The following is a 20847-nucleotide window of genomic DNA, read 5'->3' on the forward strand; positions in this document are numbered from 1 at the left end:
ATTATCCATCCAATAACTCACGCAGGCATTACGCACAAACTGAGATGTTCTAATGGCTTCATCTAGTTTCTGGTATTGCTAGGCGCGTTCCGTTTTTTAATTTTGCTTCTACGACTAGCATTGATTAATTCTCGACGCTGGGATGTACTTATTTTAACATGGTTTACCCAATTATGGTAGAATTAAATCGTTGCTACGCAGTTTATTTATTGATTGCGATTCATCCCGTCGCTAAGGGTTCGGGGGTACTTGCCTACGGCTGCGATGCGTCCCCCTTACCTATAGCGAGGGCATTCTCGCAATATTTTGGGTAACACAAATGAAAATAGCAATCTTGTCCTACGATACTACCTTATACTCTACAAAAAGACTGAAAGAAACTGGAGAAGAATTAGGACATGATATGCGTGTGGTGAACTATCTTAGTTGTTATATGAATATTACCTCCCATAAACCCAGTATTTATTACAACGGTAAACCCCTAGAAAGTTTTGATGCGATTATCCCCCGTATTGGAGTTGCTAAAAGTTTTTATGGCACAGCAATAGTGCGTCAATTTGAAGTAATGGGAGTCTTTTGTGCCAATGAATCACAAGCTATTTCTCGTTCCCGTGATAAGCTGCGTTGCTTACAAATTTTAGCTAGGGATGGTATTGCTTTGCCCATCACTGGTTTTGCTCATGATGCAGAAGATATTGATGGGTTGCTGGAATTTGTGGGAGGTGTGCCAGTGGTGATTAAATTATTAGAAGGTACTCAAGGCATTGGTGTAGTTTTAGCGGAAACGCGAAATGCTGCCAAATCTGTGATAGAAGCCTTTCGCCAGCTAGACGCTAACATCTTAGTACAAGAATTTATCCAAGAAGCAGTAGGAGTAGATTTACGCTGTTTTGTGGTTGGGAGTACAGTTGTTGCAGCAATGAAACGCCAAGGGGCCGAAGGAGATTTTAGAGCCAACCTCCATCAGGGAGGAAAAGCGGATATGGTTGAATTGACTCCAGAAGAACAAAAAATCGCCGTTAAGGCTGCAAAATCAATGGGATTGAATGTTGCAGGAGTAGATATGTTGCGTTCTAATCATGGTCCGGTGGTAATAGAAGTTAACTCTTCTCCTGGTTTAGAGGGGATTGAAAAAGCATCAGGAATTGATGTGGCTAAAAAAATTATCGAATTTTTAGCTAAAAATGCCCTCTCTGGGAATAAGTAGATCACAAATATCTTAGTTGGGATTGCATGGAAGCAGGGAGCAGGGAGCAGGGAGCAGGGGGTAGGGGAGACTATTATGAGTTAAATTATCGTATTTACCGGAATCAAAATCATTCGCCAAAAAACCAACTCAAGAGTAGTAAAACAACAGCTAAAAGTAATAATTGTCCCAAAGACCCTAAATAAGTGAATAAATGGATGGGAATAATTGCCATGACATAGGTAGCAAACCAATTGAGCAGAAAAAAAAATAACAGCAGAATAATAAAAAACATGATCAGCCTCTAAGCCAGTAATATGGAGGATTTAAGATGCTTCGTTAACATTAGTTAACAGAAAATTTCTGTTTTTTTAATAATATGTAATAAATAAATAGACAAAGGCATTGTATAAAATTAACTGGAAGGGGAGATAAGTAGAGATGACGGTCATCTCGAACACCTCTGATAATTCTAAGATAGCCATCGAGATTTCTCAGGTTTCTTAAAAAACTTTTTGTAAGGAACTTGAAAAATCATAGGGATTTTAGTCTCAATGGAGAGTATAATCAAACCCGATGGAAGTCCTTTGTTAACCCAAGCCCAACTGATTTAAGTCAAGTAGGAGATTAATTTAATGTTTGACGCATTTACCAGAGTTGTTTCTCAGGCTGATGCCCGTGGTGAATATCTATCTGCTTCTCAGCTAGACGCTCTGAGTGCCATGGTAGCCGAGAGCAACAAGCGCATGGATTCTGTGAACCGTATTACCAGCAACGCTTCCACCATTGTTGCTGACGCTGCGCGCGCTTTATTTGCAGAGCAACCTACCCTGATTGCCCCTGGTGGAAATGCTTACACTAGCCGTCGTATGGCTGCTTGTTTGCGTGATATGGAAATCATCCTACGCTATATTACCTATTCTATCTTTAGCGGAGATGCCAGTATTTTAGAAGATCGTTGTCTAAATGGACTTCGGGAAACTTATTTAGCTTTGGGAACTCCTGGAGCTTCTGTTGCTGTTGGCGTTCAAAAAATGAAAGATGCTTCCTTAGCTATTGTTAACGATCCCAGTGGAATCACCTCTGGAGATTGCTCTGCTATTGCTTCGGAAATTGCAGGTTACTTTGATCGCGCTGCGGCTGCTGTTGCTTAATAAAAGCCTTTTAGTAGTTCATCGGCAATTCTTAAACCATTTCAACACGGTATTCTAGGAAAACTTAGCAAAATAATCGGGAGATAAAACAAAAATGAAAACCCCCTTAACCGAAGCGATTTCTAGTGCTGACTCTCAAGGTCGCTTCTTAAGCAGCACCGAAATTCAAATAGCTTTTGGACGTTTTAAGCAAGCTTCTGCTAGCTTACAAGCGGCTAAAGCATTAACCGAAAAGCAATCCTCCCTAGTACAAGGAGCAGCTAACGCAGTGTACGCTAAATTCCCTTTCACCACCCAAATGCAAGGGCCTAACTACGCTGCTGACCAACGTGGTAAAGACAAGTGCGCTCGTGACATCGGTTACTACCTCCGCATGGTTACTTATTGCTTAGTTGCTGGTGGAACCGGCCCTATGGATGAGTACCTCATCGCTGGTATCGATGAAATTAACCGTACTTTTGAATTATCTCCTAGCTGGTATATTGAAGCTCTCAAGTACATTAAAGCTAATCACGGTTTAAGTGGAGATCCTGCTGTTGAAGCTAACTCCTACATCGATTACGCAATCAACGCACTAAGCTAGTCATCTAGAAAGTGGTAATGACCTGGAAAAGCTGAAGGTTGTTGGCTTAAGTAGTTAGCAATTCTCTGTTTCTCCAGGTCTTATTGTCTTTAAGACCGCCATTAGCGGTGTTAGATAGAACTCAAAGAGAAGTTTTTCTACAATAATTTCCAAACTCGGACGATTGAACTCAACTTTGACACTCCCTTCGCTGAAAGCGAGGGATTCTTAGTTCACCGACTCGCCATCACCGTCGCCGCGATTTCTCCAACTAAGCCAGAGGGCAAATCTCCCCAAGCTTTAGATCCCGTATGCCCTACGGTACTTGATTATTTTAATGATGATAAAATTGGGAGAGTTATGGATAAATTATATAAATATGGACTCAATGATATTTTTATTGAAGTCGTTTTAGAAGTGATTAAAAAATTCATGCTGAGAGCTTAAATATGCCCATCTAGATTCCACATCATTTCATTTGGCAATAATATTTATGGGACGAGTAAGACAAAAAGAATGCGATTGCTGCCACATTTCCTCAAAATTACTGTATCGAGTGCAATTTGATTCCTCGCACCAATGGTATTTTGTTTGTTTACAGTGCTGGCAAAAAGTTAGTCACAATAATCCTCACTATGTCTATGGTGGAACTTGGAAAGCTCGAAAACGCCATTGATGAAATATTTTTCATATTTTTTGTTGTATACAACCATCTAAACAATTTTGGGACTTAGACTTTAGTATATTTTGTATACTTTTATTGTGTTTCTTATTGGTACATTTGGCTATATGTTTAATCAAATATTGTCAAAAGAAAGATAATTCATAGTTCATTATCATAACAAAAATCGTTATACAAAGAATGTAAAAATAAGACAAATAATTAACACTCAATTCTTGATTTATGAATCAGCAATCAGACATATATATTGGATATAATCTCTGTATTATTATATAACATATAATACTTAGAATAGTATAAGTTATCACAATACTGGAATTTTACGTTACAGTGATAATAGAGGCTAGTCGTTAGCTAAATTTTTGACGACTAACTTGAAAAAACTATCAATTTTTGATTTATTATCACTCACGTATGAGCAACACAACTGTTACCAATAACCCTTTACTGATTGGACAAGGATTACCTCCATTTGATAAAATTACCCCGGATTATGTTATTCCTGCAATGACTGAATTATTGCAAGAATTAGAGACTAAATTAAAAGATTTAGAAACCAATGTTAAACCCACCTGGGAAGGTTTAGTGGAACCCCTAACAGAAATAGAAGAAAAATTTAGTTGGAGTTGGGGAATTGTTGGGCATTTAATGGGTGTAAAAAATAGTCCTGAACTTCGCAATGCTTACGAAACAGTACAGCCTCAAGTTATCCAATTTATTAATACATTAAGCCAAAGTCAGCCTATTTATTCGGCTTACAAAACCCTTCAAGAAAGTGACAGTTGGAATAGTTTAGACAATGCTCAAAAAAGAATTGTAGAAACAGCAATTCGAGAAGCAGAATTATCGGGGGTTGCTTTAACAGGAGAAACTCGTGAAAAATTCAATAAAATTCAACTGGAATTAGCGGAACTTTCCACTAAATTTTCTAACCATGTTTTAGATGCAACTAAAGCCTTTAAACTGAAATTAACGACAGAAAAAGAAGTAGAAGGTTTACCAGCAAGTTTACTAAGTTTAGCAGCACAAACTGCCCGTTCAGAAGGTGAAGAAAATGCTACTCCAGAAACAGGCCCTTGGGTCATTACTTTAGATTATCCTAGTTATGTTCCTTTTATGAAATATAGCAGTCATGGGGACTTAAGGGAGAAGGTTTATAAAGCATTTATTTCTCGTGCTTCTAATGGAGAATTAGATAACAATCCCTTAATTAAACGTATTTTAGAACTGCGGAAACAACAAGCAGAAATTCTCGGTTATAATACTTATGCTGAGGTTAGTTTAGCTCGAAAAATGGCTCCTAATGTGGAAACAGTGGAAGGATTATTAGAAGAGTTGAGAACTGTGAGTTATGACGCTGCGGTGCATGACTTAGAAACATTAAAAAACTTCTCTAAAAATGATTCTCTAGAGCCTTGGGATGTGAGTTATTGGGCAGAAAAACAACGGGAAACTTTATTTAATTTTACTGCTGAAGAATTACGCCCTTATTTTCCTTTACCTCAAGTATTAGACGGGTTATTTAGTTTAGCAAAAAGAATCTTTGGAGTAACTATAATTTCTGCTGATGGACAAGCACCAATTTGGCAAGAAGATGTAAGATATTTTCAGGTTAATAATGAGGCAGGAGAAGCGATCGCACACTTCTATTTAGACCCCTATAGTCGCCCTTCAGAGAAGCGTGGAGGGGCCTGGATGAATGATTGTATTGGACGGGCAAAAATGCGTCACCAAGAGCAATTTATCACCCGTTTACCGGTTGCTTATTTAGTTTGCAATCAAACTCCTCCAGTGGATGGAAAACCTAGTTTAATGACCTTTGATGAGGTAACAACTTTATTTCATGAATTTGGTCACGGACTACAACATATGTTGACAAAAGTAGACTATCCTGGGGCTGCTGGAATTAATAATGTAGAGTGGGATGCGGTGGAATTACCCAGTCAATTTATGGAGAATTGGTGTTACGATCGCACTACTTTATTTAACATGGCTAAACATTACGAAACGGGAGAAACTTTACCGGAACATTACTACGATAAGTTAGTTTCTGCTCGTAATTATATGAGTGGTTCAGCTATGTTAAGACAACTACATTTTAGTTTTTTGGATCTAGAATTACACCATCGTTATCAACCCAATGGGAAGGAAACTCATGCAGAGGTTCGTAACCGTATTGCTGAGAAAACAACGGTAATGAAACCTTTACCAGAAGACGCATTTTTGTGTGCATTTGGGCATATTTTTTCTGGGGGTTATGCAGCAGGTTACTACAGTTATAAATGGGCAGAAGTTTTAAGTGCTGATGCTTTTTCTGCTTTTGAAGAAGTCGGTTTAAACGATGAAAAAGCGGTTGCACAAACAGGAAAACGTTTCCGAGATACGGTGTTAGCATTGGGGGGAAGTGTTAACCCAATGGAAGTGTTTAAAGCGTTTCGAGGACGGGAACCACAAACAGAACCTTTATTAAGACATAGTGGTTTATTAAAAGCTGCTTAATCTATTGGATAATTAAGTTGTTTGAAAACCGATCATTTCAAAAATAGATAAGAATGTAGAGTGTAAAATGCAATTAAATTTTACACTCTATTTTTTAATTATCCATTACCCATTGTCCATTTTTAATTATTGAAAGATGATTACCACTACTGTATCAACTGAAAATATACCTTTGGTTTTGCGACTGTCACCAGCGATCGCTATGACAGACGAACAATTTTTTGCTTTATGTCAATTAAACCGAGATTATCGACTTGAGCGCAACGCTAAGGGAGAATTAATTATTATGCCCCCCACTGCTTCAGAAACGGGAAATCGAAATGCTAAACTAACACAACAGTTAGGTAATTGGACTGATAAAGATGGCACAGGAATTAATTTTGATTCCTCCACAGGGTTTAAACTACCAAATGGGGCCAATCGTTCCCCTGATGCAGCTTGGATGAGCTTAGAAAAATGGAATTCCCTTACAGAAGAACAAAAAGTAAGATTTGCGCCTATTTGCCCTGATTTTGTGGTGGAAATACGCTCTCCTAGTGATTCCTTACAATCTCTTCAAGATAAACTGCAAGAGTATCTGGATAACGGAGTAAAATTAGGTTGGTTAATCGATCGCAAAAATCGCCGAGTTTATATTTATTGTCCCCAAACAGAAGTAAAATGTTTAGAGAATCCTATCACTGTAAGTGGTGAGCCTATTTTATCTGGTTTCCAGTTACAAATGGATAAAATTTGGTAATTAAATTATTAGCTTATGTCATTATCTGAAGAAAAAAGAAGTATCTTAATCACCGGTGGTGCTGGATTTATTGGTTCTAATTTTGTTCATCATTGGTGTCAGAATTATTCTAATGATCAAGTTATTGTTTTAGACGCTTTAACTTATGCAGGAAACCGTCAAAATTTAGCTGATTTAGAAGACAGAAAACAGTTTAAATTTATTCAAGGGGATATTTGCGATCGCCCTTTAATTGAGCAACTTTTAAAAGAAGAAAATATTACTACAGTAGCTCATTTTGCTGCTGAGTCTCATGTGGATCGATCTATTCTTAGTCCTGATGCTTTTATTCAAACTAATGTTATTGGAACTTTTACTTTATTAGAGAGTTTTCGTCACTATTGGAATGAGCAAGGAAAGCCAGAAAATTATCGTTTTCTCCATGTGTCTACTGATGAGGTTTATGGTAGTTTAGAAGCTAATGATCCAGCTTTTTCAGAAACAACTGCCTATGCTCCAAATAGTCCTTATTCTGCTTCAAAAGCAGGCAGTGATCACCTAGCAAGGGCTTATTTTCATACTTATAATGTACCAACAATTATCACCAATTGTTCTAATAATTATGGTCCTTATCATTTTCCTGAAAAATTAATACCGTTGATGTGTATTAACATTTTATTGGGGAAACCTTTACCTGTTTATGGAGATGGACAAAATATTAGGGATTGGTTATATGTAGGGGATCATTGTTCAGCATTAGATACAGTAATTAACCAAGGAAAACTAGGAGAAACTTATAATATTGGAGGCAATAATGAGGTTAAAAATATTGATTTAGTAACCATGTTATGTAACTTAATGGATGAGTTAGCCCCAGACTTACCGGTTAAACCTGCAAAAGAATTAATTACTTTTGTTAAAGATCGTCCTGGCCACGATCGCCGTTATGCTATTGATGCTACAAAAATTAAAACAGAATTGGGTTGGACACCGCAAGAAACTGTAGAAAATGGCTTAAGAAAAACTATTGAATGGTATCTTAATAATCAAAGTTGGTGGCAACCTTTATTGTCACAAGACTATCAGGAATATTATCAAAAAGTTTATGGATAAGGAAAATTTTAATTGATTAACAGGGAGTTATTAACTAAATTAAATCACTAATTTTCTAGGAGAGATTATCACAAATACTCTACCTTTGTACCCGCTTTAAAGCTTCAATAATAACTTGAGAGTCTGCACCAGCTAAATGAGCATTTTGACTAATATAGCGTTTCCAAGCTTTTGTTCCTGGAATACCAGCAAACATGGCCAATAAATGTCTACTAATACGATGTAGTTTATGACCACGACTTACCCAATCATCGATATAAGGTAACATTTTTTCGATAATTTCATGACGGGTTGCTGGAATAATTTGCTCTTGATAAATATCTCGATCAACAGTGGCAAATAAATAGGGGTTATCGTAAGCGGCCCGACCAATCATTACAGCATCAACTACTTTTAAATGATGCTGTACTTGGTCAAGATTGGTAATACCACCATTAATCTCGATAAAAAGCTGAGGAAACTCTTTTTTAAGACGATAAACGTCTTTGTATCTTAAGGGGGGAATATTTCGGTTTTCTTTCGGACTTAATCCTTTTAACCAAGCTTTCCTTGCGTGTATGGTGAAGCGTTGACACCCTGCTTCAGCAACGATCGCCACAAAACGTGCCATCTCTTCGTAACTGTCTTGATCATCAATACCAATTCTCTGCTTAACTGTGACGGGAATATTAACGCTGTTTTGCATCTTCTCGACGCATTGGGCAACTAATTCTGGGTTCGCCATCAAACAGGCCCCAAAATGACCGCTTTGAACGCGATCGCTGGGACATCCTACGTTCAAATTTACTTCATCATAACCCCAATTTTCCGCAATGATGGCGCATTCGGCTAATTCTTGGGGGTTATCCCCTCCTAGTTGTAAGGATAGGGGTTTTTCTTGGGGGGAAAAGTCTAATAGTTTGGGGCGATCGCCGTGTTTAATGGCTGCACTGACAATCATTTCTGTGTATAGTAAGGTGTGGCGAGTAATTTGCCTCATTAAGTAGCGAAAATGGCGATCGGTATAATCCATCATCGGTGCTACACTTAAGGGGTTCATTCGGTAATTTTGATTGTTATTCATCCTTTAACTACCGATAACTGGTAACTGATAACTGTTAACTGATAACTGCTGTTTCCTATTGTATCAAAATGAGTTTATTCGTTGGCGATCGCATTTTGGTTCCGATTGATTTTTCTCAAGATTCTTTTAATGCGCTTGATGAAACTTTAAATTTTATCAAGGACCCCAATAAAATAACGGTTATTAATGTTTTATTACCGTTAGAGTCTGTTGATCCTGGAGTTATTTGGTCAACTTTAAATGATGACACTCGTGAGCAAAATGTTAAAACTTCTTTTTATGAACGTTATCCTAAGTCTTTGGTTGATAATTTAAAGTTAGTGATTAAAGTGGGAAATCCTAGTCTAGAAATTGTTGATTATGCGAAGAAAAATAATATTGATCTCATTGTTATTGCTTCTCATGGACGTACAGGGTTAAATCGTTTTTTGTTGGGTTCAGTTGCAGAAAAAGTTGTTCGTTTGTCTGTATGTCCTGTGTTGGTTTGGCGTGATTATCCTTAGAATAATAAATTTTTAGGAGAGATATTTTCAATGGAAAATTGAATAATTTTGTTTAAGGAAAAAAATAAGACTAGAAATCAATTTTTTAATCTTCTTCTTTCAAAAAGATGTAATTGTTAATTATTTATTATCCATTGTGAACATAAATATCTCTCTCAGCGTATCTAAAAAAAGTTAGATACAACCTTTAACAGAAACAGTGTAAGTTTTGGCTATAGAAATAGGATCACCGACAAATAAATTTACTTGAATGGGAATGTTATCTGCTTTAGGAACTCCTTCTATTACTATTGGTTGTCCTGCGGTATAATTTTTCTGTTCGTTGTAGATTTCATCAGCAGTATCATCATTATATTTAAGATAAGCTCTGACTTTATATTCTCCATCACTTTTAGGAGTAAAAGTAACAATATATTTATTGTATGCTTTCAGAGGCATAATAGAGAAATCGGTATTCCAGTTATTATTTACACCCACACTCGCAGGCCCTGGTAAAGGTATAGGGAAACTAGGTTGAGAAACGGTTTTTGTTACCTCGGTTTCGTCTTCTTTTTGTCCACCAACAACAGGAAAACCAGTGCAGGTTTGAGCATAACTAGGTTTAATACTAAAGGGTAATAAATTCATCCCTGTTAAGATACTAATCCCTAATAAATGAGTGATCTTTTTATTTAAAATACAGTTCATGATTGTCATTTTATTCAGATTTTATAAAAAACACATATAGAATACCATAAATATTAATTTTAGGCAATTTTTTTTACAAATCTTTAAATTGTATTTCCCGTTTACTAAAGGGTAAGTCTTCATTAATAGCATCAATTTCTTCTTGTTCCATATTATTAATTTCGGGGATATAGTGTTGAAGAATTTGGGTCATTTTCTGGTCATAAAATCGGTGTAAACTATAATTAGGAGTTGCAGGAAAACCTCGTCTTCTTTTGTGTCTTCCTCCGGCACCAGGATCAAACATAGTTATCCCTTCTTTGATGGCCCATTCTATGGGTTGATAATAACAAGCTTCAAAATGAAGACAATCATATTCTTCCAAAGATCCCCAATAACGACCATATAAATTATCATCTTTTCTAATACAAAAAGACATTCCAACAGGTTTATGATCATCATAATCTGTATAAGCAGCAGCTAAGACTACACGATGGGAATAATTAGGATAAAGTTGCTCAAAAAATTTACGAGTTAAATATTGACTTCCCCAATAAAACTTTTCACAGGTATTACTATAAAAGCGATAAATCATCGGATATAAATGATGTGAAATATCATCCCCTGCTAAAACTTTCATAGTTAAATTAGCTTTACCCACTGCTTTTCTTTCTCGTTTAATATTCCGTCTTTGATTAGAATTAAACTGTTTTAAATAGTCGTCAAAATTACCAAAACTGGGATTAGACCAAATATAACTATGATGTAACCAACTACTAAACCCACAATTTTCAATCATTGGTTTCCAGTCCGGGTCAACAAACAAAAAATGACATCCTGACAGTTTATTTTGATCACAAAAATGGTCAATTGCTACTACCATCATTTGTGTTATTTCTGCTTCGTCTTCGTTAGGTGCAATTAAAAAACGATAACCAACCGCAGGGGTAAAAGGTGTCATTCCCAGAAGTTTAGGATAATAGGGAATACCCAAACGATGGGATAAGTCAGCCCATTGATTATCAAAAACAAATTCCCCATAACTATGACCTTTAATATACAAAGGTGCAGCAGCAATTAACTGTTTATCTCTCCATATTGTTAAATGACAAGGTTGCCATCCTGTACGAGAAGTAGCACTTTTAGAAGTTTCGATATTATTGAGCCATTCCCACTCTAAAAAAGGGGTTTTTAAGGGGGTTGCAAGTTCATCCCAAACTTGTTTAGGTATTTCAGAAATTTTTTGTATCCAACTAATAGAGTATTGGGGTTTTGCTCGTTTAAACATAGATTAACCTTGTCTGGGGAAGTTCCTCTCTAGGATAATAAATTTTTATCCTGATGTCGGGCAGAATACCCGATACGTCTATACGGTGGGGATGAATGACCGACCAATAAATAAACCACGAAGTATCCATACTTCCGAAAAGATGATATCATAGCTATATCACTGACCAACCTCAGGGGCGTGAACTCTAATACTCACGAAAGGTAGAGCCTCCGAAAACCAAGTCAAGGCTATGAAACCGAGTAGGGAAGCCGAAGCTCGAATCCGTGGTCGATTCGCTATAAAGCAAGTCCTTACGCACTTCCGCGCAGATGGGAACTGGTAATAAAAAGTGAATAGTATTTTGTGTGTGTACCGCCGGGAGAGCGGAAACTTACGCCCACGGGAGAGACTCATTAAGGGGTGGCTATCCGAAAGATAGTTCATCGAGTCTGTATCAGACGGGTTACTGTCTGAGCCTGGGAAGCCCCATCGTCTTACTTTGGGGTACTTCACTTAGTTCTAATTCTAATACTAATCGGTATTCCTAAGCTTAAACTAGGGAACAAGTACATAGAGATGATCGTCATTGCTATGAGGTAAGCTATCATACCCATGAGCGATCGCTATATCTCAACATGAGTCAACAGCAACCAGTAAGCCAACTATTAACCCAAGCAGTACAAAACTTAGTCCAGTCCAACCCGAAGACACAGGTATTAAAAAAAGGGGCAAAAATACCCGAAATAAGAGTCCAAGAAAGCCCAAAAGATCAAGTAATAACCTACGCTTTAATTGGCGATCGCTATATCATTGGTCGTAGTTCCAGAAACACAGACATCAAGATACTAAACCCTATTGTAAGTCAAGTTCATTGTTCTTTGCATCGGGATCAAAAGAATCCCCATCACTTCATTATCAAAGACGAAAACTCAACCAATGGGATCTACTTAGGAAAACGACGGGTTAACCATTTATCCCTACGTCATGGTGATACCCTAACCTTTGGACCCCCAGAATTAAACGATCTTGCCACCCTCACCTACCATAACCCACCGCCAAAATTGACCCAGGTGTTAAAGTATGGGTTCTATGGCATGGGATCATTGATTACAATATTAATCGCTTGGTTGTTGTGGGAAACCAGCAGAATTAAAGTGTCTCCCCTACCCTCCGGAGTCACCGGGCCAGTGGTTGTTTATGCGAGGGATGGACAAACCCCCTTAAGTCCCCTCAACGACGATCCTCATCACGAAATTGACCATTTAAAGGATTTTTCTCCCCATTTGGCAAAAGCAGTCATCGCCTCCGAAGATAGTCGCTTCTACTGGCATTTTGGCGTAGATCCCTACGGTATTTTTAGGGCGATGGTAGTCAATTTTCAAGACGATGGTATCCGTCAAGGGGCCAGTACCCTCACCCAACAACTGGCCCGCAGTTTATTCCCCGAAGTAGGACGAGAAAACACCGCTCAACGTAAAATTAGAGAGATGATCGTCGCCTTAAAATTGGAAGCTGTCTATAGTAAAGATTTTCTCCTCAAAACCTATCTTAACCGCGTTTATCTTGGTGTGGGTAACTATGGGTTTGAAGACGCAGCCCAATTTTACTTTGATAAATCAGCCACCGAGCTTAATATCCCTGAAGCTGCCACCCTCGTCGCTATGTTACCGGCCCCCAACCTATATAACCCGGTACAAGATTATGACACCTCAGTACAATTAAGGAATAGGGTAATCGATCGCATGGCAGACTTGAGAATGATCTCCCCCGAAGAAGCAACCAGGGCCAGGCGATCGCGGGTTGAAATCAGTCCCCAAGCCAGAAAAGCTTTAGCCAATAATAAAGCCCCTTATTTTTATAACCATGTCTTCCAAGAGTTACGGCAGTTATTAGGAGCAGAAATAGCCAAAGAAGGTAACTTTATTGTCGAAACCGGCTTAGATTTAAACAAACAGGCCATGGCCGAAAAAAAGTTACGAGAAGCAGTTAAAACCCAAGGAAAAACCTACGACTTTTCCAACGGGGCCATGGTTACCCTAGATACTCGTACCGGAGAAATATTAGCCCTAGTAGGAGGCGTGGACTACAAACAAAGTCAGTTTAACCGAGTTACCCAAGCTAAACGACAACCGGGATCAACCTTTAAACTATTTGCCTACGCTGCCGCCCTAGAAAAAGGCATTTCCCCCCAGAAAACCTATAGCTGTGGTGGTATTAGATGGCAAGGCCAAGCTTATAAACCCTGTGAACGTAGTAACGGGGCTACCGATATGTATCGAGGGATGGCACAGTCTGAGAATACCATCGCCCTACAAGTAGCTAGGGAAGCCGGGTTAAACCGTGTGGTTAATGTAGCGCAAAGGTTGGGGGTCAAGTCCGAATTACAAGCCGTCCCAGGGCTGATTTTAGGGCAGAGTGAGACAACAGTTTTAGAAATGACCGGGGCCTATGCTGCGGTGGCTAACGATGGTGTATGGCACCGTCCCCACGCCATTCGTCGCATCTTAGACGGTGGGGACTGCACCAATAAAGATGATTGGCGAACTTGTCGAGAAATCTATAATTTCCAAACCGATCAAAATGCTAGACAACAAGCCATATCCCCCCAAGTCGCCCAAACCATGAACCGTATGTTAAAAACCGTTATTTATAATGGCACTGGCCGTGCAGCTAGTGTGGGCTTAGGGGAAGCCGGAAAAACCGGAACCACCAATAGGGGGGTTGATTTATGGTTTATTGGTTATATTCCCCGCAAAAACCTGGCTACAGGCATCTGGTTAGGCAATGATGATAACTCAGCCACGAAAGGCAGTAGTGGACAAGCGGCAGCCCTTTGGGGTAGCTATCATAAACCATAATTAATTGGCTTGAAAGCTTATTTTTTCAAGGCAATAAGTCCTTTAAATTGTAAGGACATTTTTCAGGCAAACTAATTTCATATTCAGCCTCGACAATTTCTACTGCATCTTGATAAATTGCTAAAAACTCTTTTTCTAGCTTAGGTTTCATACTAGGAGCTAATTTTCGCTTGATATTTTTCTTAAAAGCGATCACCTCAGACTTCCACTTGTTACGACATTCAGGCAGTGGCACATAGTCAACCTTTAAACGATGTTCAATTTGTCTCATTAATAAACTAACCACCGCATTATATTCACTACGTCCCAAGGCTTCGATCTCCTCAATAATATGATCCCAATCTAATCTTTCTAGGTGCTTTAATTCGTGATGGGTATGGACAAGGTCTCGTAAAGCTTGAGCTTGTTCTATGGTCCATTGATAGTAGTCCCTCTCGTAAGTAAGATCGATAGTTGTTTGTCTCATCAATTACAGTCCTAATAATTTATCCGAAAACCCCCGTAAACACCGCTTCAGCAGGGCCAGTCATGTACAGTCGATTATCTTTTTGGGACCATTCGATGATTAAACAGCCTCCGGGTAACTCCACTGTACAAAGGCGATCGCAATTTCCTGTTAATACCCCTGCCACCACAGACGCACAAGCACCGGTTCCACAGGCTAAAGTAATTCCTGCGCCCCTTTCCCAGACGCGCATTTTTAGATAATCACGGCGAACCACTTCGATAAACTCTGTGTTAGTTCTTTCGGGGAATACAGGATGATGCTCAAACTTTGGCCCGATAGTTTCTAAAGGAATCTTAGCTACATCCTCTACAAAAGTAATACAGTGAGGATTACCCATACTCACACAAGTGACTGACCAAGATTTATTTTCTACGTCTAAGGATTGGTTAATAACTTTTTCTTCTCCTGGGGTTAAAGTAGTAGGAATTTCTTTGCCCAGTAAAAAAGGGGTTCCCATATCCACTTTTACCTGTCCTTCTGCTTCTAAACTAGGGATAATAATACCAGCTAGAGTGTGAATACGGTAGGATTTTCCTGTGGTTTCTGTTCCTTCTAATTTAGCCAAAAAACGAGCTAAACAACGAATCCCATTGCCACACATTTGCGGTTCCGAACCATCAGAATTAAAAATCCGCATAGTGTAGTCGCTATTTTCCTCTCCAGGTAGGGCAAAAATGACTCCATCTGCCCCGATTCCAAAATGGCGATCGCATAATTTGACGGCTTCCTCTGGGGACAATAAGGGGGTGGGACTTTGGCGATTATCCACTAAAATAAAATCATTACCTAGACCCTGATATTTAGTAAATTCCATAATAATTTCAGCGAAGAGTATATAAACAATTATCAATGAACTCATAAATAAGGACAAGCGATCGCCCACAATAGAAGTACACCCCAGTGCTACTAAGATAAGCTTGAAAAGTTAAGGAAAGAGGCGTAATAAGGGGTAATGAGAAAGCTAAAAAGTATGGTAAAAATAGAAAAAATATTAATATTTTGCTCCCCCAGTCCCCCTATTTACACTTTTTGACATCATGACTGAATTTGATACAGGTTTACCAAGTGTTCGACGAGTTCAAAAGTACATCAAAGAGAAACAAAAAATTGTCATTCAGCTAACCACACAAGAAACCATTACTGGTAAAATTTTGTGGCAAGATCCTCAATGTATTTGTGTATCAGACGAATCCGAGCAATCTGTGTTAATTTGGCGACAAGCCCTTATCTATATTAAACCTGTTCCTTAACCCAATCAGATTTATTATTTTTTTCGTCAAAAAGGAAATTAATGCTATCTAGTTGCAACTTTTAGTTCAATTTTGGGTAATCTGAGGACAAACAGTGTTCACAGATTGCTCCTCTTTTTAACAAACAATAAACTTATGAGCATCCAAACAATTGTCCAAAAGGCACTAAAAGATGGCTATTTGACACCTCTAATGGAAGAAGAGGTAGGACGACTCTGTGAATCTGCTTCGGACTTATCCACGGAGGAATATACTGCATTAGATCGTCTTATGGGAGCTTTATTAACAGGAGAAGTGAAAGCGGTAGCAAGAAAACAGTTCATTAACGTTATGGAAGAATTGGTCTTAAGTGAAGCTATTGACCAAGTCGCCAAACAAGAGTCAGAAGAATCCTGTAACCTTGATATTGGTGATATAGCAGCTTATGCCCTCAACCGTTTACCTCCCCTCTATGCTACCACCCATGAAGGGGCAGACTATCAAAGAAAACGGGCCAAAGAAGAATTACAAACTTTGATCGCTGAACACGTTACAGAAGGGATTCAACGCTATTTTCAACGTCCTACCATTCCTAATAGACGACCCCTCGAACAACAACAACGGAGCGATATTCTACACAATATGACTGATATGCTCAAATCCTTAGCCCCCGATTAAGGACAGGGTTGAAATCAAAAAACAAAATTAAATCCGAAGGAACCATTGTTTGAATTCCTGCGTCTAGGATGCTAACGTGAGGAGAATTTAAGCGTCAGGTAAACTTATGAGTCAAGCAATTACAGGATCTCAAGGACTACTTAGCCAATGGAGAAGGCAGTCCGTAGAATCTCCAGAAAAGCTCTCAAACTACGATTTGATTGTTAAGTGCCAAGAAGGAGCTAAGCCAGATCGTGTGGCGTTTGCCGAACTTCTGAATCGTTATCAGTCCCATGTAGATAGAATACTCTATCATTTAGCCCCCGATTGGCAAGATCGCGCTGATCTCGCTCAAGAGGTTTGGATTCGCGTTTACCGTAATATTAAACGTCTCAATGAACCTGTTAAATTTCGGGGTTGGTTAAGTAGGATTGCCACAAACTTGTTTTATGATGAATTACGTAAACGGAAACGGGTAAGCCATCCCATCTCATTAGATGCTCCTCGTCGGGTAGATGATGGAGAAATAGAATGGGATATTGTCTCGGATTATCCTAGTCCAGATGACGATTTAGCTACTCGTGAATTTTATGAGCGTCTTAAAGTGGCGATCGCTGATTTACCTGAAGCCTTTAGAACTACTATCATCTTAAGAGAAATAGAGGGTCTAGCTTACGAAGAAATCGCAGAAATGACTGGGGTTTCCCTGGGTACAGTTAAATCCCGTATTGCTAGAGCTAGAGGCAAATTACAAACGGTTTTACAGAAATACATCGATTAATTGGGATCTTTCTCATCTTAATCGTCATCTGTGAGGGGTGTCATGACTATGCTGTTATTAGCATTTGTCTCCGCAACCAATGATATTAGGTCTAGGAGCGAAGGAGAGATTAATCATGATATCTGATTTTGAACATAAGCAAGGGATTTTACCCACTGATTCAAGTGATATGGATAATCAGTTTGAGCGTTTTGAGTTGTTAAGTGCCTACATAGATGGGGAAGTGACAGCCCAAGAACGTAAGCAGGTTCAGCAATGGCTAGATAGTGATCCTGAATTCCATGAGTTGTATAAGCAACTGTTACGGGTTCAACGTGAGACTCCTACCCTTCGGGTTCCAGAAAGTTCTGTGTCTGTTGATAACTTATCCCAAGGGGTTTTTGATACTATTGATCGTCAAGATGGTAGGAAGCGAGGTTTGCTCGCTAGTGGTATCGGCATCGCTGCGGTTATTGTTGGCTCCTTTGTCCATATTTCTTCACCGGATGGACTATTTCCCCGTTATGCCCGTACTGAGGGAGATAAGAAAGCCCTAACTATTGCTTTAAACCGTCCTGCGGTAGAAATACCCCCTACTCTTCGTTAGCTGAAAGCGGATGAACCGAGATCCGGAGGAACATCTTGCCAACGGCCAGGACCAACTGCTCTAACTGCTTCGGTTAAGCTAACATCTCCTGTGTATAACGCTTTCCCAATAATTACACCGGTTACGCCGATGGGTTCTAAGGACAATAACCCTAAGACATCACTCAAAGAACTAACTCCCCCAGAGGCAATAACGGGGATTGAAATTTGGTTGGCTAATTCTCGCAACGCTTCGCGGTTAGGGCCTTGTAATGTACCGTCACGGTGTATATCGGTGTAAATTATAGCACTCACCCCAAACTTGGCCATTTGTTGGGCTAAGTCCACTGCTAAGACTTCCGAGGTTTCTAACCATCCTCTAGTGGCAACTTTGCCGTTACGAGCGTCTATTCCCACTGCGATACGATTGGGAAAAGCTTGACATAGTTCTTCTACCAAAGTTGGATTTTCTACCGCTACAGTACCAACAATTGTGCGATCAACGCCTAAATCAATCAGTTGGGCGATACTTTGGCGATCGCGTAATCCTCCTCCTACTTGCACGGGAATGGATATAGCTCTTACTATAGCTTCTATAGTCTCTAGATTGACGGGATGACCCTGTTTTGCCCCGTCTAGGTCAACTAAATGTAAACGGGTTGCTCCTTCATCGGCCCATTTTCGGGCGACTTCTACGGGGTTTTCGTTATAAACTTGGGATTGTTGATAGTCACCTTGGTAGAGACGAACACAGCGTCCTTCTAGCAGATCGATCGCAGGGATAACATCCATGAAAGGTATATTGTTTGATGTTTTCTATTATCATAATTTTATCAAAAGGAGAGATAACATATATTAAAAGAAGATTAGAAGTATTGACTATGAATAAACTATTAGAATTACTTATAATCCTCAACAATGTGGAGGAAAACATTTTATTTGGGGGATGAGAATTAGGGTAACAGATATCTTAGAAATGTTAGCTTTGAATGTTGAACCTTCAGAAATATTATAGGATTTTCTTGATTTAGAACCAGAAGATATACAAGCTTGTTTATTGTTAGCAGCGCAGCGCACTAATATACCAAAAATAATTGCATGAAATTCTGGATAGATGCTCAATTACCGCCTCAACTGGCACAATGGTTAATGATTACTTTGGCGTTGCATTATCAAGGGATGATTTACAGAAATAGACACAAAATTTTCCCTTTAGGTTAGGGGTTTCAGAAGATGCAAAATTAACAATCATCCCGCAATGGTGCAACGCCCCTCCTGCCTTCTGCCCCCTGCCTCCTGCCTCCTGCTATAACAAATCGTATTAAAAGTTTTTGGAACGGAACCCGTTAACTGAGCTAGACTAGGGAGTAGTGAAGGCTTAGGGAACAATAGCCAAAATGTCTAAGTATTAATTCTCATAACAAAAATCAAACCTAAGCAAATTTTTGTTAATCTTTGTCCCCTTGAGTCTGTCTCTGCTAGTTAGCGAACGTCAATGAGAAAAGAAAATGATGGAACTAAGCAGACGAGAAGCCTTGAAGTGGGCCTTAGTCGGAGGAGGAAGCCTCTTGTTTCCTTGGACAATGGCTAAACCAGCTTTGGCTCAATTCAGTCCTCAAATCCCTCGCTTTGAATTAACCTTTAAAATCCCTCCTGTTTTAAACCCTGTACGAAGTGATAGAGACACAGATTACTACGAAATTACCTTAGAAAAAGCGAAACTTGAAATTTTACCGGGATTAACTACCGAAATCTGGGGATACAATGGAATAACCCCTGGACCGACCATTCGACAACGGGGAGGAAACAGAAGCAGTGGAGGAAAAGAATCCGTTGTTCGTTTTATCAATAAACTAGGTATGGATGGTCAAGGAAGAGAAATTCAGACCACAACTCATTTGCATGGTATGGCTTCTTTACCGCAATATGATGGTTACGCAGAAGACTATATTCCTGATAATTTTTTCAAAGACTATTTTTATCCCAACGATCGCGCAGCGACCATCTGGTATCACGATCATGCTCTCGATTTGACAGCCCGTAATGTCTATATGGGTTTAGCAGGGATGTATATTGTCGAGGATCAATACGAACTGGATTTACCCTTACCAAAAGGAGAGTATGATATCCCTCTCATTTTACAAGATAAACAGTTTGCGGTGGATGGGTCTTTAATTTTTGATGACCTTAATCAAAGGAGTCTCTATGGAGATGTGATGCTAGTGAATGGGGTTCCTTGGCCTCGTTTGCCAGTAGAAAGAAGAAAGTATCGTTTTCGGATTCTCAATGCTTCAGCCTCTCGTAACTATCATCTGGTTTTAAGTCGTTACGAAGAATCTCAAAGTTTGGGAGATGAAATGATAGTTATCGGGAGTGATGGGGGTTTATTGAGTTCTCCTGTCTCTCTAACCTCTCCGTTTCCAACCTTACGAGTGGCCATGGCAGAACGTTACGATATTATCATCGATTTTTCTGAGTATCCCCTCGGTTCTGAAGTTTATCTGAGAAATATCGGTTTTACAGGAAGCATTGACACCGATATGCGCTCCCACACTTTGATGCGTTTTGATGTGGTTAAAAATGCGTCAGATGATGAGGACATTCCCTCGATTTTACGGCCGGTCAAACCGATTGATATTCCGCCCGATGTGACTTATCGCAAGTTCCGCTTTGAACGCAATAATGGACAGTGGAAGATTAATAATAAGAGACTGTTTGTAAAAAGAAAATGAAAAGACTTTTTTAAAAAATCATCCCTAATAAACCTATGAGAAGTTTATTAGTTTTTAAGAATGGAGGAAAATTAATAGTGGGGAAGCCAGGTCAGAAATTTG

At 39.1% G+C, this 20847-nt stretch carries 22 protein-coding genes and 3 pseudogenes; 17 read left to right on the forward strand and 8 right to left on the reverse strand.

Annotated features, from left to right (window positions below; translation table 11 throughout):
• Positions 1–121 (reverse strand): annotated as a pseudogene (locus tag QNJ66_RS18835) (transposase); the annotation flags it as partial.
• 37 nt (positions 122–158) lie between these two features.
• On the opposite strand from QNJ66_RS18835, the gene QNJ66_RS18840 reads away from it, so the two are divergent.
• Together QNJ66_RS18840 and rimK are read left to right on the forward strand one after the other, a co-directional pair.
• Positions 159–314 carry a hypothetical protein gene (locus QNJ66_RS18840; protein ID WP_300509690.1) on the forward strand — a complete coding sequence of 52 codons (156 nt, stop codon included), beginning with the start codon at positions 159–161 and terminating at the stop codon, positions 312–314.
• 5 nt (positions 315–319) lie between these two features.
• Positions 320–1207: a 30S ribosomal protein S6--L-glutamate ligase gene (rimK, locus tag QNJ66_RS18845; protein ID WP_300509692.1), complete on the forward strand. Its 888-nt coding sequence runs from the start codon at positions 320–322 to the stop codon at positions 1205–1207.
• A gap of 109 nt (positions 1208–1316) precedes the next feature.
• Here the strand turns inward: rimK and QNJ66_RS18850 are convergent, their stop codons facing one another.
• Positions 1317–1481, reverse strand: coding sequence for a hypothetical protein (locus QNJ66_RS18850; RefSeq protein WP_300509694.1), 165 nt, complete (start codon positions 1479–1481; stop codon positions 1317–1319).
• A 340-nt stretch (positions 1482–1821) separates the two neighbouring features.
• Between QNJ66_RS18850 and QNJ66_RS18855 the strand changes: the two genes are divergently transcribed.
• From QNJ66_RS18855 to rfbB, 6 genes and pseudogenes are all read left to right on the forward strand, one after another.
• Positions 1822–2340: a phycocyanin subunit beta gene (locus QNJ66_RS18855; protein WP_300509696.1), complete on the forward strand. Its 519-nt coding sequence runs from the start codon at positions 1822–1824 to the stop codon at positions 2338–2340.
• A 94-nt stretch (positions 2341–2434) separates the two neighbouring features.
• The gene (gene cpcA, locus QNJ66_RS18860) at positions 2435–2923 is read left to right on the forward strand and encodes a phycocyanin subunit alpha (RefSeq protein WP_300509697.1); all 489 of its coding nucleotides are present in this window, start codon (positions 2435–2437) and stop codon (positions 2921–2923) included.
• A gap of 306 nt (positions 2924–3229) precedes the next feature.
• Positions 3230–3383, forward strand: a pseudogene (locus QNJ66_RS18865) (DUF4277 domain-containing protein); the annotation flags it as partial.
• A gap of 615 nt (positions 3384–3998) precedes the next feature.
• On the forward strand, positions 3999–6083 hold the full coding sequence (locus QNJ66_RS18870) for a M3 family metallopeptidase (RefSeq protein WP_300509698.1): 2085 nt from the start codon (positions 3999–4001) through the stop codon (positions 6081–6083).
• Positions 6084–6219: 136 nt separating this feature from the next.
• Positions 6220–6822, forward strand: coding sequence for a Uma2 family endonuclease (locus tag QNJ66_RS18875; RefSeq protein WP_300509700.1), 603 nt, complete (start codon positions 6220–6222; stop codon positions 6820–6822).
• A gap of 15 nt (positions 6823–6837) precedes the next feature.
• Positions 6838–7914 carry a dTDP-glucose 4,6-dehydratase gene (gene rfbB / locus QNJ66_RS18880; RefSeq protein ID WP_300509701.1) on the forward strand — a complete coding sequence of 359 codons (1077 nt, stop codon included), beginning with the start codon at positions 6838–6840 and terminating at the stop codon, positions 7912–7914.
• Between the two features lie 79 nt (positions 7915–7993).
• Here the strand turns inward: rfbB and dusA are convergent, their stop codons facing one another.
• Positions 7994–8977, reverse strand: a complete 984-nt coding sequence (dusA, locus tag QNJ66_RS18885; protein ID WP_300509703.1) for a tRNA dihydrouridine(20/20a) synthase DusA — start codon at positions 8975–8977, stop codon at positions 7994–7996.
• A gap of 68 nt (positions 8978–9045) precedes the next feature.
• On the opposite strand from dusA, the gene QNJ66_RS18890 reads away from it, so the two are divergent.
• Positions 9046–9480: a universal stress protein gene (locus QNJ66_RS18890; RefSeq protein ID WP_300509705.1), complete on the forward strand. Its 435-nt coding sequence runs from the start codon at positions 9046–9048 to the stop codon at positions 9478–9480.
• A gap of 174 nt (positions 9481–9654) precedes the next feature.
• On the opposite strand, the gene QNJ66_RS18895 is transcribed toward QNJ66_RS18890, so the two are convergent.
• On the reverse strand, positions 9655–10167 hold the full coding sequence (locus tag QNJ66_RS18895; RefSeq protein ID WP_300509707.1) for a hypothetical protein: 513 nt from the start codon (positions 10165–10167) through the stop codon (positions 9655–9657).
• A 73-nt stretch (positions 10168–10240) separates the two neighbouring features.
• Positions 10241–11434 (reverse strand): GNAT family N-acetyltransferase, encoded by a 1194-nt coding sequence (locus QNJ66_RS18900; RefSeq protein WP_300509709.1) that lies wholly within the window; start codon positions 11432–11434, stop codon positions 10241–10243.
• A gap of 617 nt (positions 11435–12051) precedes the next feature.
• Between QNJ66_RS18900 and QNJ66_RS18905 the strand changes: the two genes are divergently transcribed.
• Positions 12052–14274 (forward strand): PBP1A family penicillin-binding protein, encoded by a 2223-nt coding sequence (locus QNJ66_RS18905; protein WP_300509711.1) that lies wholly within the window; start codon positions 12052–12054, stop codon positions 14272–14274.
• A gap of 25 nt (positions 14275–14299) precedes the next feature.
• On the opposite strand, the gene QNJ66_RS18910 is transcribed toward QNJ66_RS18905, so the two are convergent.
• The gene (locus QNJ66_RS18910) at positions 14300–14740 is read right to left on the reverse strand and encodes a DUF29 domain-containing protein (RefSeq protein ID WP_300509712.1); all 441 of its coding nucleotides are present in this window, start codon (positions 14738–14740) and stop codon (positions 14300–14302) included.
• 19 nt (positions 14741–14759) lie between these two features.
• Positions 14760–15596, reverse strand: coding sequence for a diaminopimelate epimerase (dapF, locus tag QNJ66_RS18915; protein WP_300509714.1), 837 nt, complete (start codon positions 15594–15596; stop codon positions 14760–14762).
• Between the two features lie 223 nt (positions 15597–15819).
• On the opposite strand from dapF, the gene QNJ66_RS18920 reads away from it, so the two are divergent.
• The 4 genes from QNJ66_RS18920 (at position 15820) to QNJ66_RS18935 (ending at position 18035) form a co-directional block, all read left to right on the forward strand.
• Entirely contained in the window at positions 15820–16032 is a 213-nt protein-coding gene (locus QNJ66_RS18920) for an RNA-binding protein hfq (protein ID WP_300509716.1), read from the forward strand.
• Positions 16033–16167: 135 nt separating this feature from the next.
• A complete protein-coding gene (locus tag QNJ66_RS18925; RefSeq protein WP_300509718.1) occupies positions 16168–16689 on the forward strand; it encodes a late competence development ComFB family protein in 522 nt (173 codons plus the stop codon).
• Positions 16690–16795: 106 nt separating this feature from the next.
• Positions 16796–17449 carry a sigma-70 family RNA polymerase sigma factor gene (locus QNJ66_RS18930; RefSeq protein ID WP_300509720.1) on the forward strand — a complete coding sequence of 218 codons (654 nt, stop codon included), beginning with the start codon at positions 16796–16798 and terminating at the stop codon, positions 17447–17449.
• A 115-nt stretch (positions 17450–17564) separates the two neighbouring features.
• Positions 17565–18035, forward strand: a complete 471-nt coding sequence (locus QNJ66_RS18935) for an anti-sigma factor (RefSeq protein WP_300509722.1) — start codon at positions 17565–17567, stop codon at positions 18033–18035.
• Here QNJ66_RS18935 and hisA read toward each other — a convergent pair.
• Entirely contained in the window at positions 18032–18805 is a 774-nt protein-coding gene (gene hisA / locus QNJ66_RS18940; protein ID WP_300509724.1) for a 1-(5-phosphoribosyl)-5-[(5-phosphoribosylamino)methylideneamino]imidazole-4-carboxamide isomerase, read from the reverse strand. The genes QNJ66_RS18935 and hisA overlap by 4 nt on opposite strands.
• A gap of 100 nt (positions 18806–18905) precedes the next feature.
• Here hisA and QNJ66_RS18945 point away from each other — a divergent pair.
• From QNJ66_RS18945 to QNJ66_RS18955, 3 genes and pseudogenes are all read left to right on the forward strand, one after another.
• Positions 18906–19115, forward strand: a pseudogene (locus tag QNJ66_RS18945) (DUF433 domain-containing protein).
• Positions 19112–19234 (forward strand): hypothetical protein, encoded by a 123-nt coding sequence (locus QNJ66_RS18950; RefSeq protein ID WP_300509726.1) that lies wholly within the window; start codon positions 19112–19114, stop codon positions 19232–19234. Before QNJ66_RS18945 ends, QNJ66_RS18950 begins: the two are co-directional and overlap by 4 nt.
• A gap of 287 nt (positions 19235–19521) precedes the next feature.
• The gene (locus QNJ66_RS18955) at positions 19522–20745 is read left to right on the forward strand and encodes a multicopper oxidase domain-containing protein (protein WP_300509728.1); all 1224 of its coding nucleotides are present in this window, start codon (positions 19522–19524) and stop codon (positions 20743–20745) included.
• The last annotated feature ends 102 nt before the right edge of the window (positions 20746–20847 follow it).

Origin of the sequence: Crocosphaera sp. (genome assembly GCF_030064895.1) — a bacterium.
Taxonomy (GTDB): domain Bacteria; phylum Cyanobacteriota; class Cyanobacteriia; order Cyanobacteriales; family Microcystaceae; genus Crocosphaera.

Bases quoted from the DNA above. Each gene is read 5' to 3' on its own strand.
- QNJ66_RS18840 (WP_300509690.1), top strand. From the start codon at position 159: ATGGTTTACCCAATTATGGTAGAATTAAATCGTTGCTACGCAGTTTAT.
- rimK (WP_300509692.1), top strand. From the start codon at position 320: ATGAAAATAGCAATCTTGTCCTACGATACTACCTTATACTCTACAAAA.
- QNJ66_RS18850 (WP_300509694.1), bottom strand. From the start codon at position 1,481: ATGTTTTTTATTATTCTGCTGTTATTTTTTTTTCTGCTCAATTGGTTT.
- QNJ66_RS18855 (WP_300509696.1), top strand. From the start codon at position 1,822: ATGTTTGACGCATTTACCAGAGTTGTTTCTCAGGCTGATGCCCGTGGT.
- cpcA (WP_300509697.1), top strand. From the start codon at position 2,435: ATGAAAACCCCCTTAACCGAAGCGATTTCTAGTGCTGACTCTCAAGGT.
- QNJ66_RS18870 (WP_300509698.1), top strand. From the start codon at position 3,999: ATGAGCAACACAACTGTTACCAATAACCCTTTACTGATTGGACAAGGA.
- QNJ66_RS18875 (WP_300509700.1), top strand. From the start codon at position 6,220: ATGATTACCACTACTGTATCAACTGAAAATATACCTTTGGTTTTGCGA.
- rfbB (WP_300509701.1), top strand. From the start codon at position 6,838: ATGTCATTATCTGAAGAAAAAAGAAGTATCTTAATCACCGGTGGTGCT.
- dusA (WP_300509703.1), bottom strand. From the start codon at position 8,977: ATGAATAACAATCAAAATTACCGAATGAACCCCTTAAGTGTAGCACCG.
- QNJ66_RS18890 (WP_300509705.1), top strand. From the start codon at position 9,046: ATGAGTTTATTCGTTGGCGATCGCATTTTGGTTCCGATTGATTTTTCT.
- QNJ66_RS18895 (WP_300509707.1), bottom strand. From the start codon at position 10,167: ATGAACTGTATTTTAAATAAAAAGATCACTCATTTATTAGGGATTAGT.
- QNJ66_RS18900 (WP_300509709.1), bottom strand. From the start codon at position 11,434: ATGTTTAAACGAGCAAAACCCCAATACTCTATTAGTTGGATACAAAAA.
- QNJ66_RS18905 (WP_300509711.1), top strand. From the start codon at position 12,052: ATGAGTCAACAGCAACCAGTAAGCCAACTATTAACCCAAGCAGTACAA.
- QNJ66_RS18910 (WP_300509712.1), bottom strand. From the start codon at position 14,740: ATGAGACAAACAACTATCGATCTTACTTACGAGAGGGACTACTATCAA.
- dapF (WP_300509714.1), bottom strand. From the start codon at position 15,596: ATGGAATTTACTAAATATCAGGGTCTAGGTAATGATTTTATTTTAGTG.
- QNJ66_RS18920 (WP_300509716.1), top strand. From the start codon at position 15,820: ATGACTGAATTTGATACAGGTTTACCAAGTGTTCGACGAGTTCAAAAG.
- QNJ66_RS18925 (WP_300509718.1), top strand. From the start codon at position 16,168: ATGAGCATCCAAACAATTGTCCAAAAGGCACTAAAAGATGGCTATTTG.
- QNJ66_RS18930 (WP_300509720.1), top strand. From the start codon at position 16,796: ATGAGTCAAGCAATTACAGGATCTCAAGGACTACTTAGCCAATGGAGA.
- QNJ66_RS18935 (WP_300509722.1), top strand. From the start codon at position 17,565: ATGATATCTGATTTTGAACATAAGCAAGGGATTTTACCCACTGATTCA.
- hisA (WP_300509724.1), bottom strand. From the start codon at position 18,805: ATGGATGTTATCCCTGCGATCGATCTGCTAGAAGGACGCTGTGTTCGT.
- QNJ66_RS18950 (WP_300509726.1), top strand. From the start codon at position 19,112: ATGAAATTCTGGATAGATGCTCAATTACCGCCTCAACTGGCACAATGG.
- QNJ66_RS18955 (WP_300509728.1), top strand. From the start codon at position 19,522: ATGATGGAACTAAGCAGACGAGAAGCCTTGAAGTGGGCCTTAGTCGGA.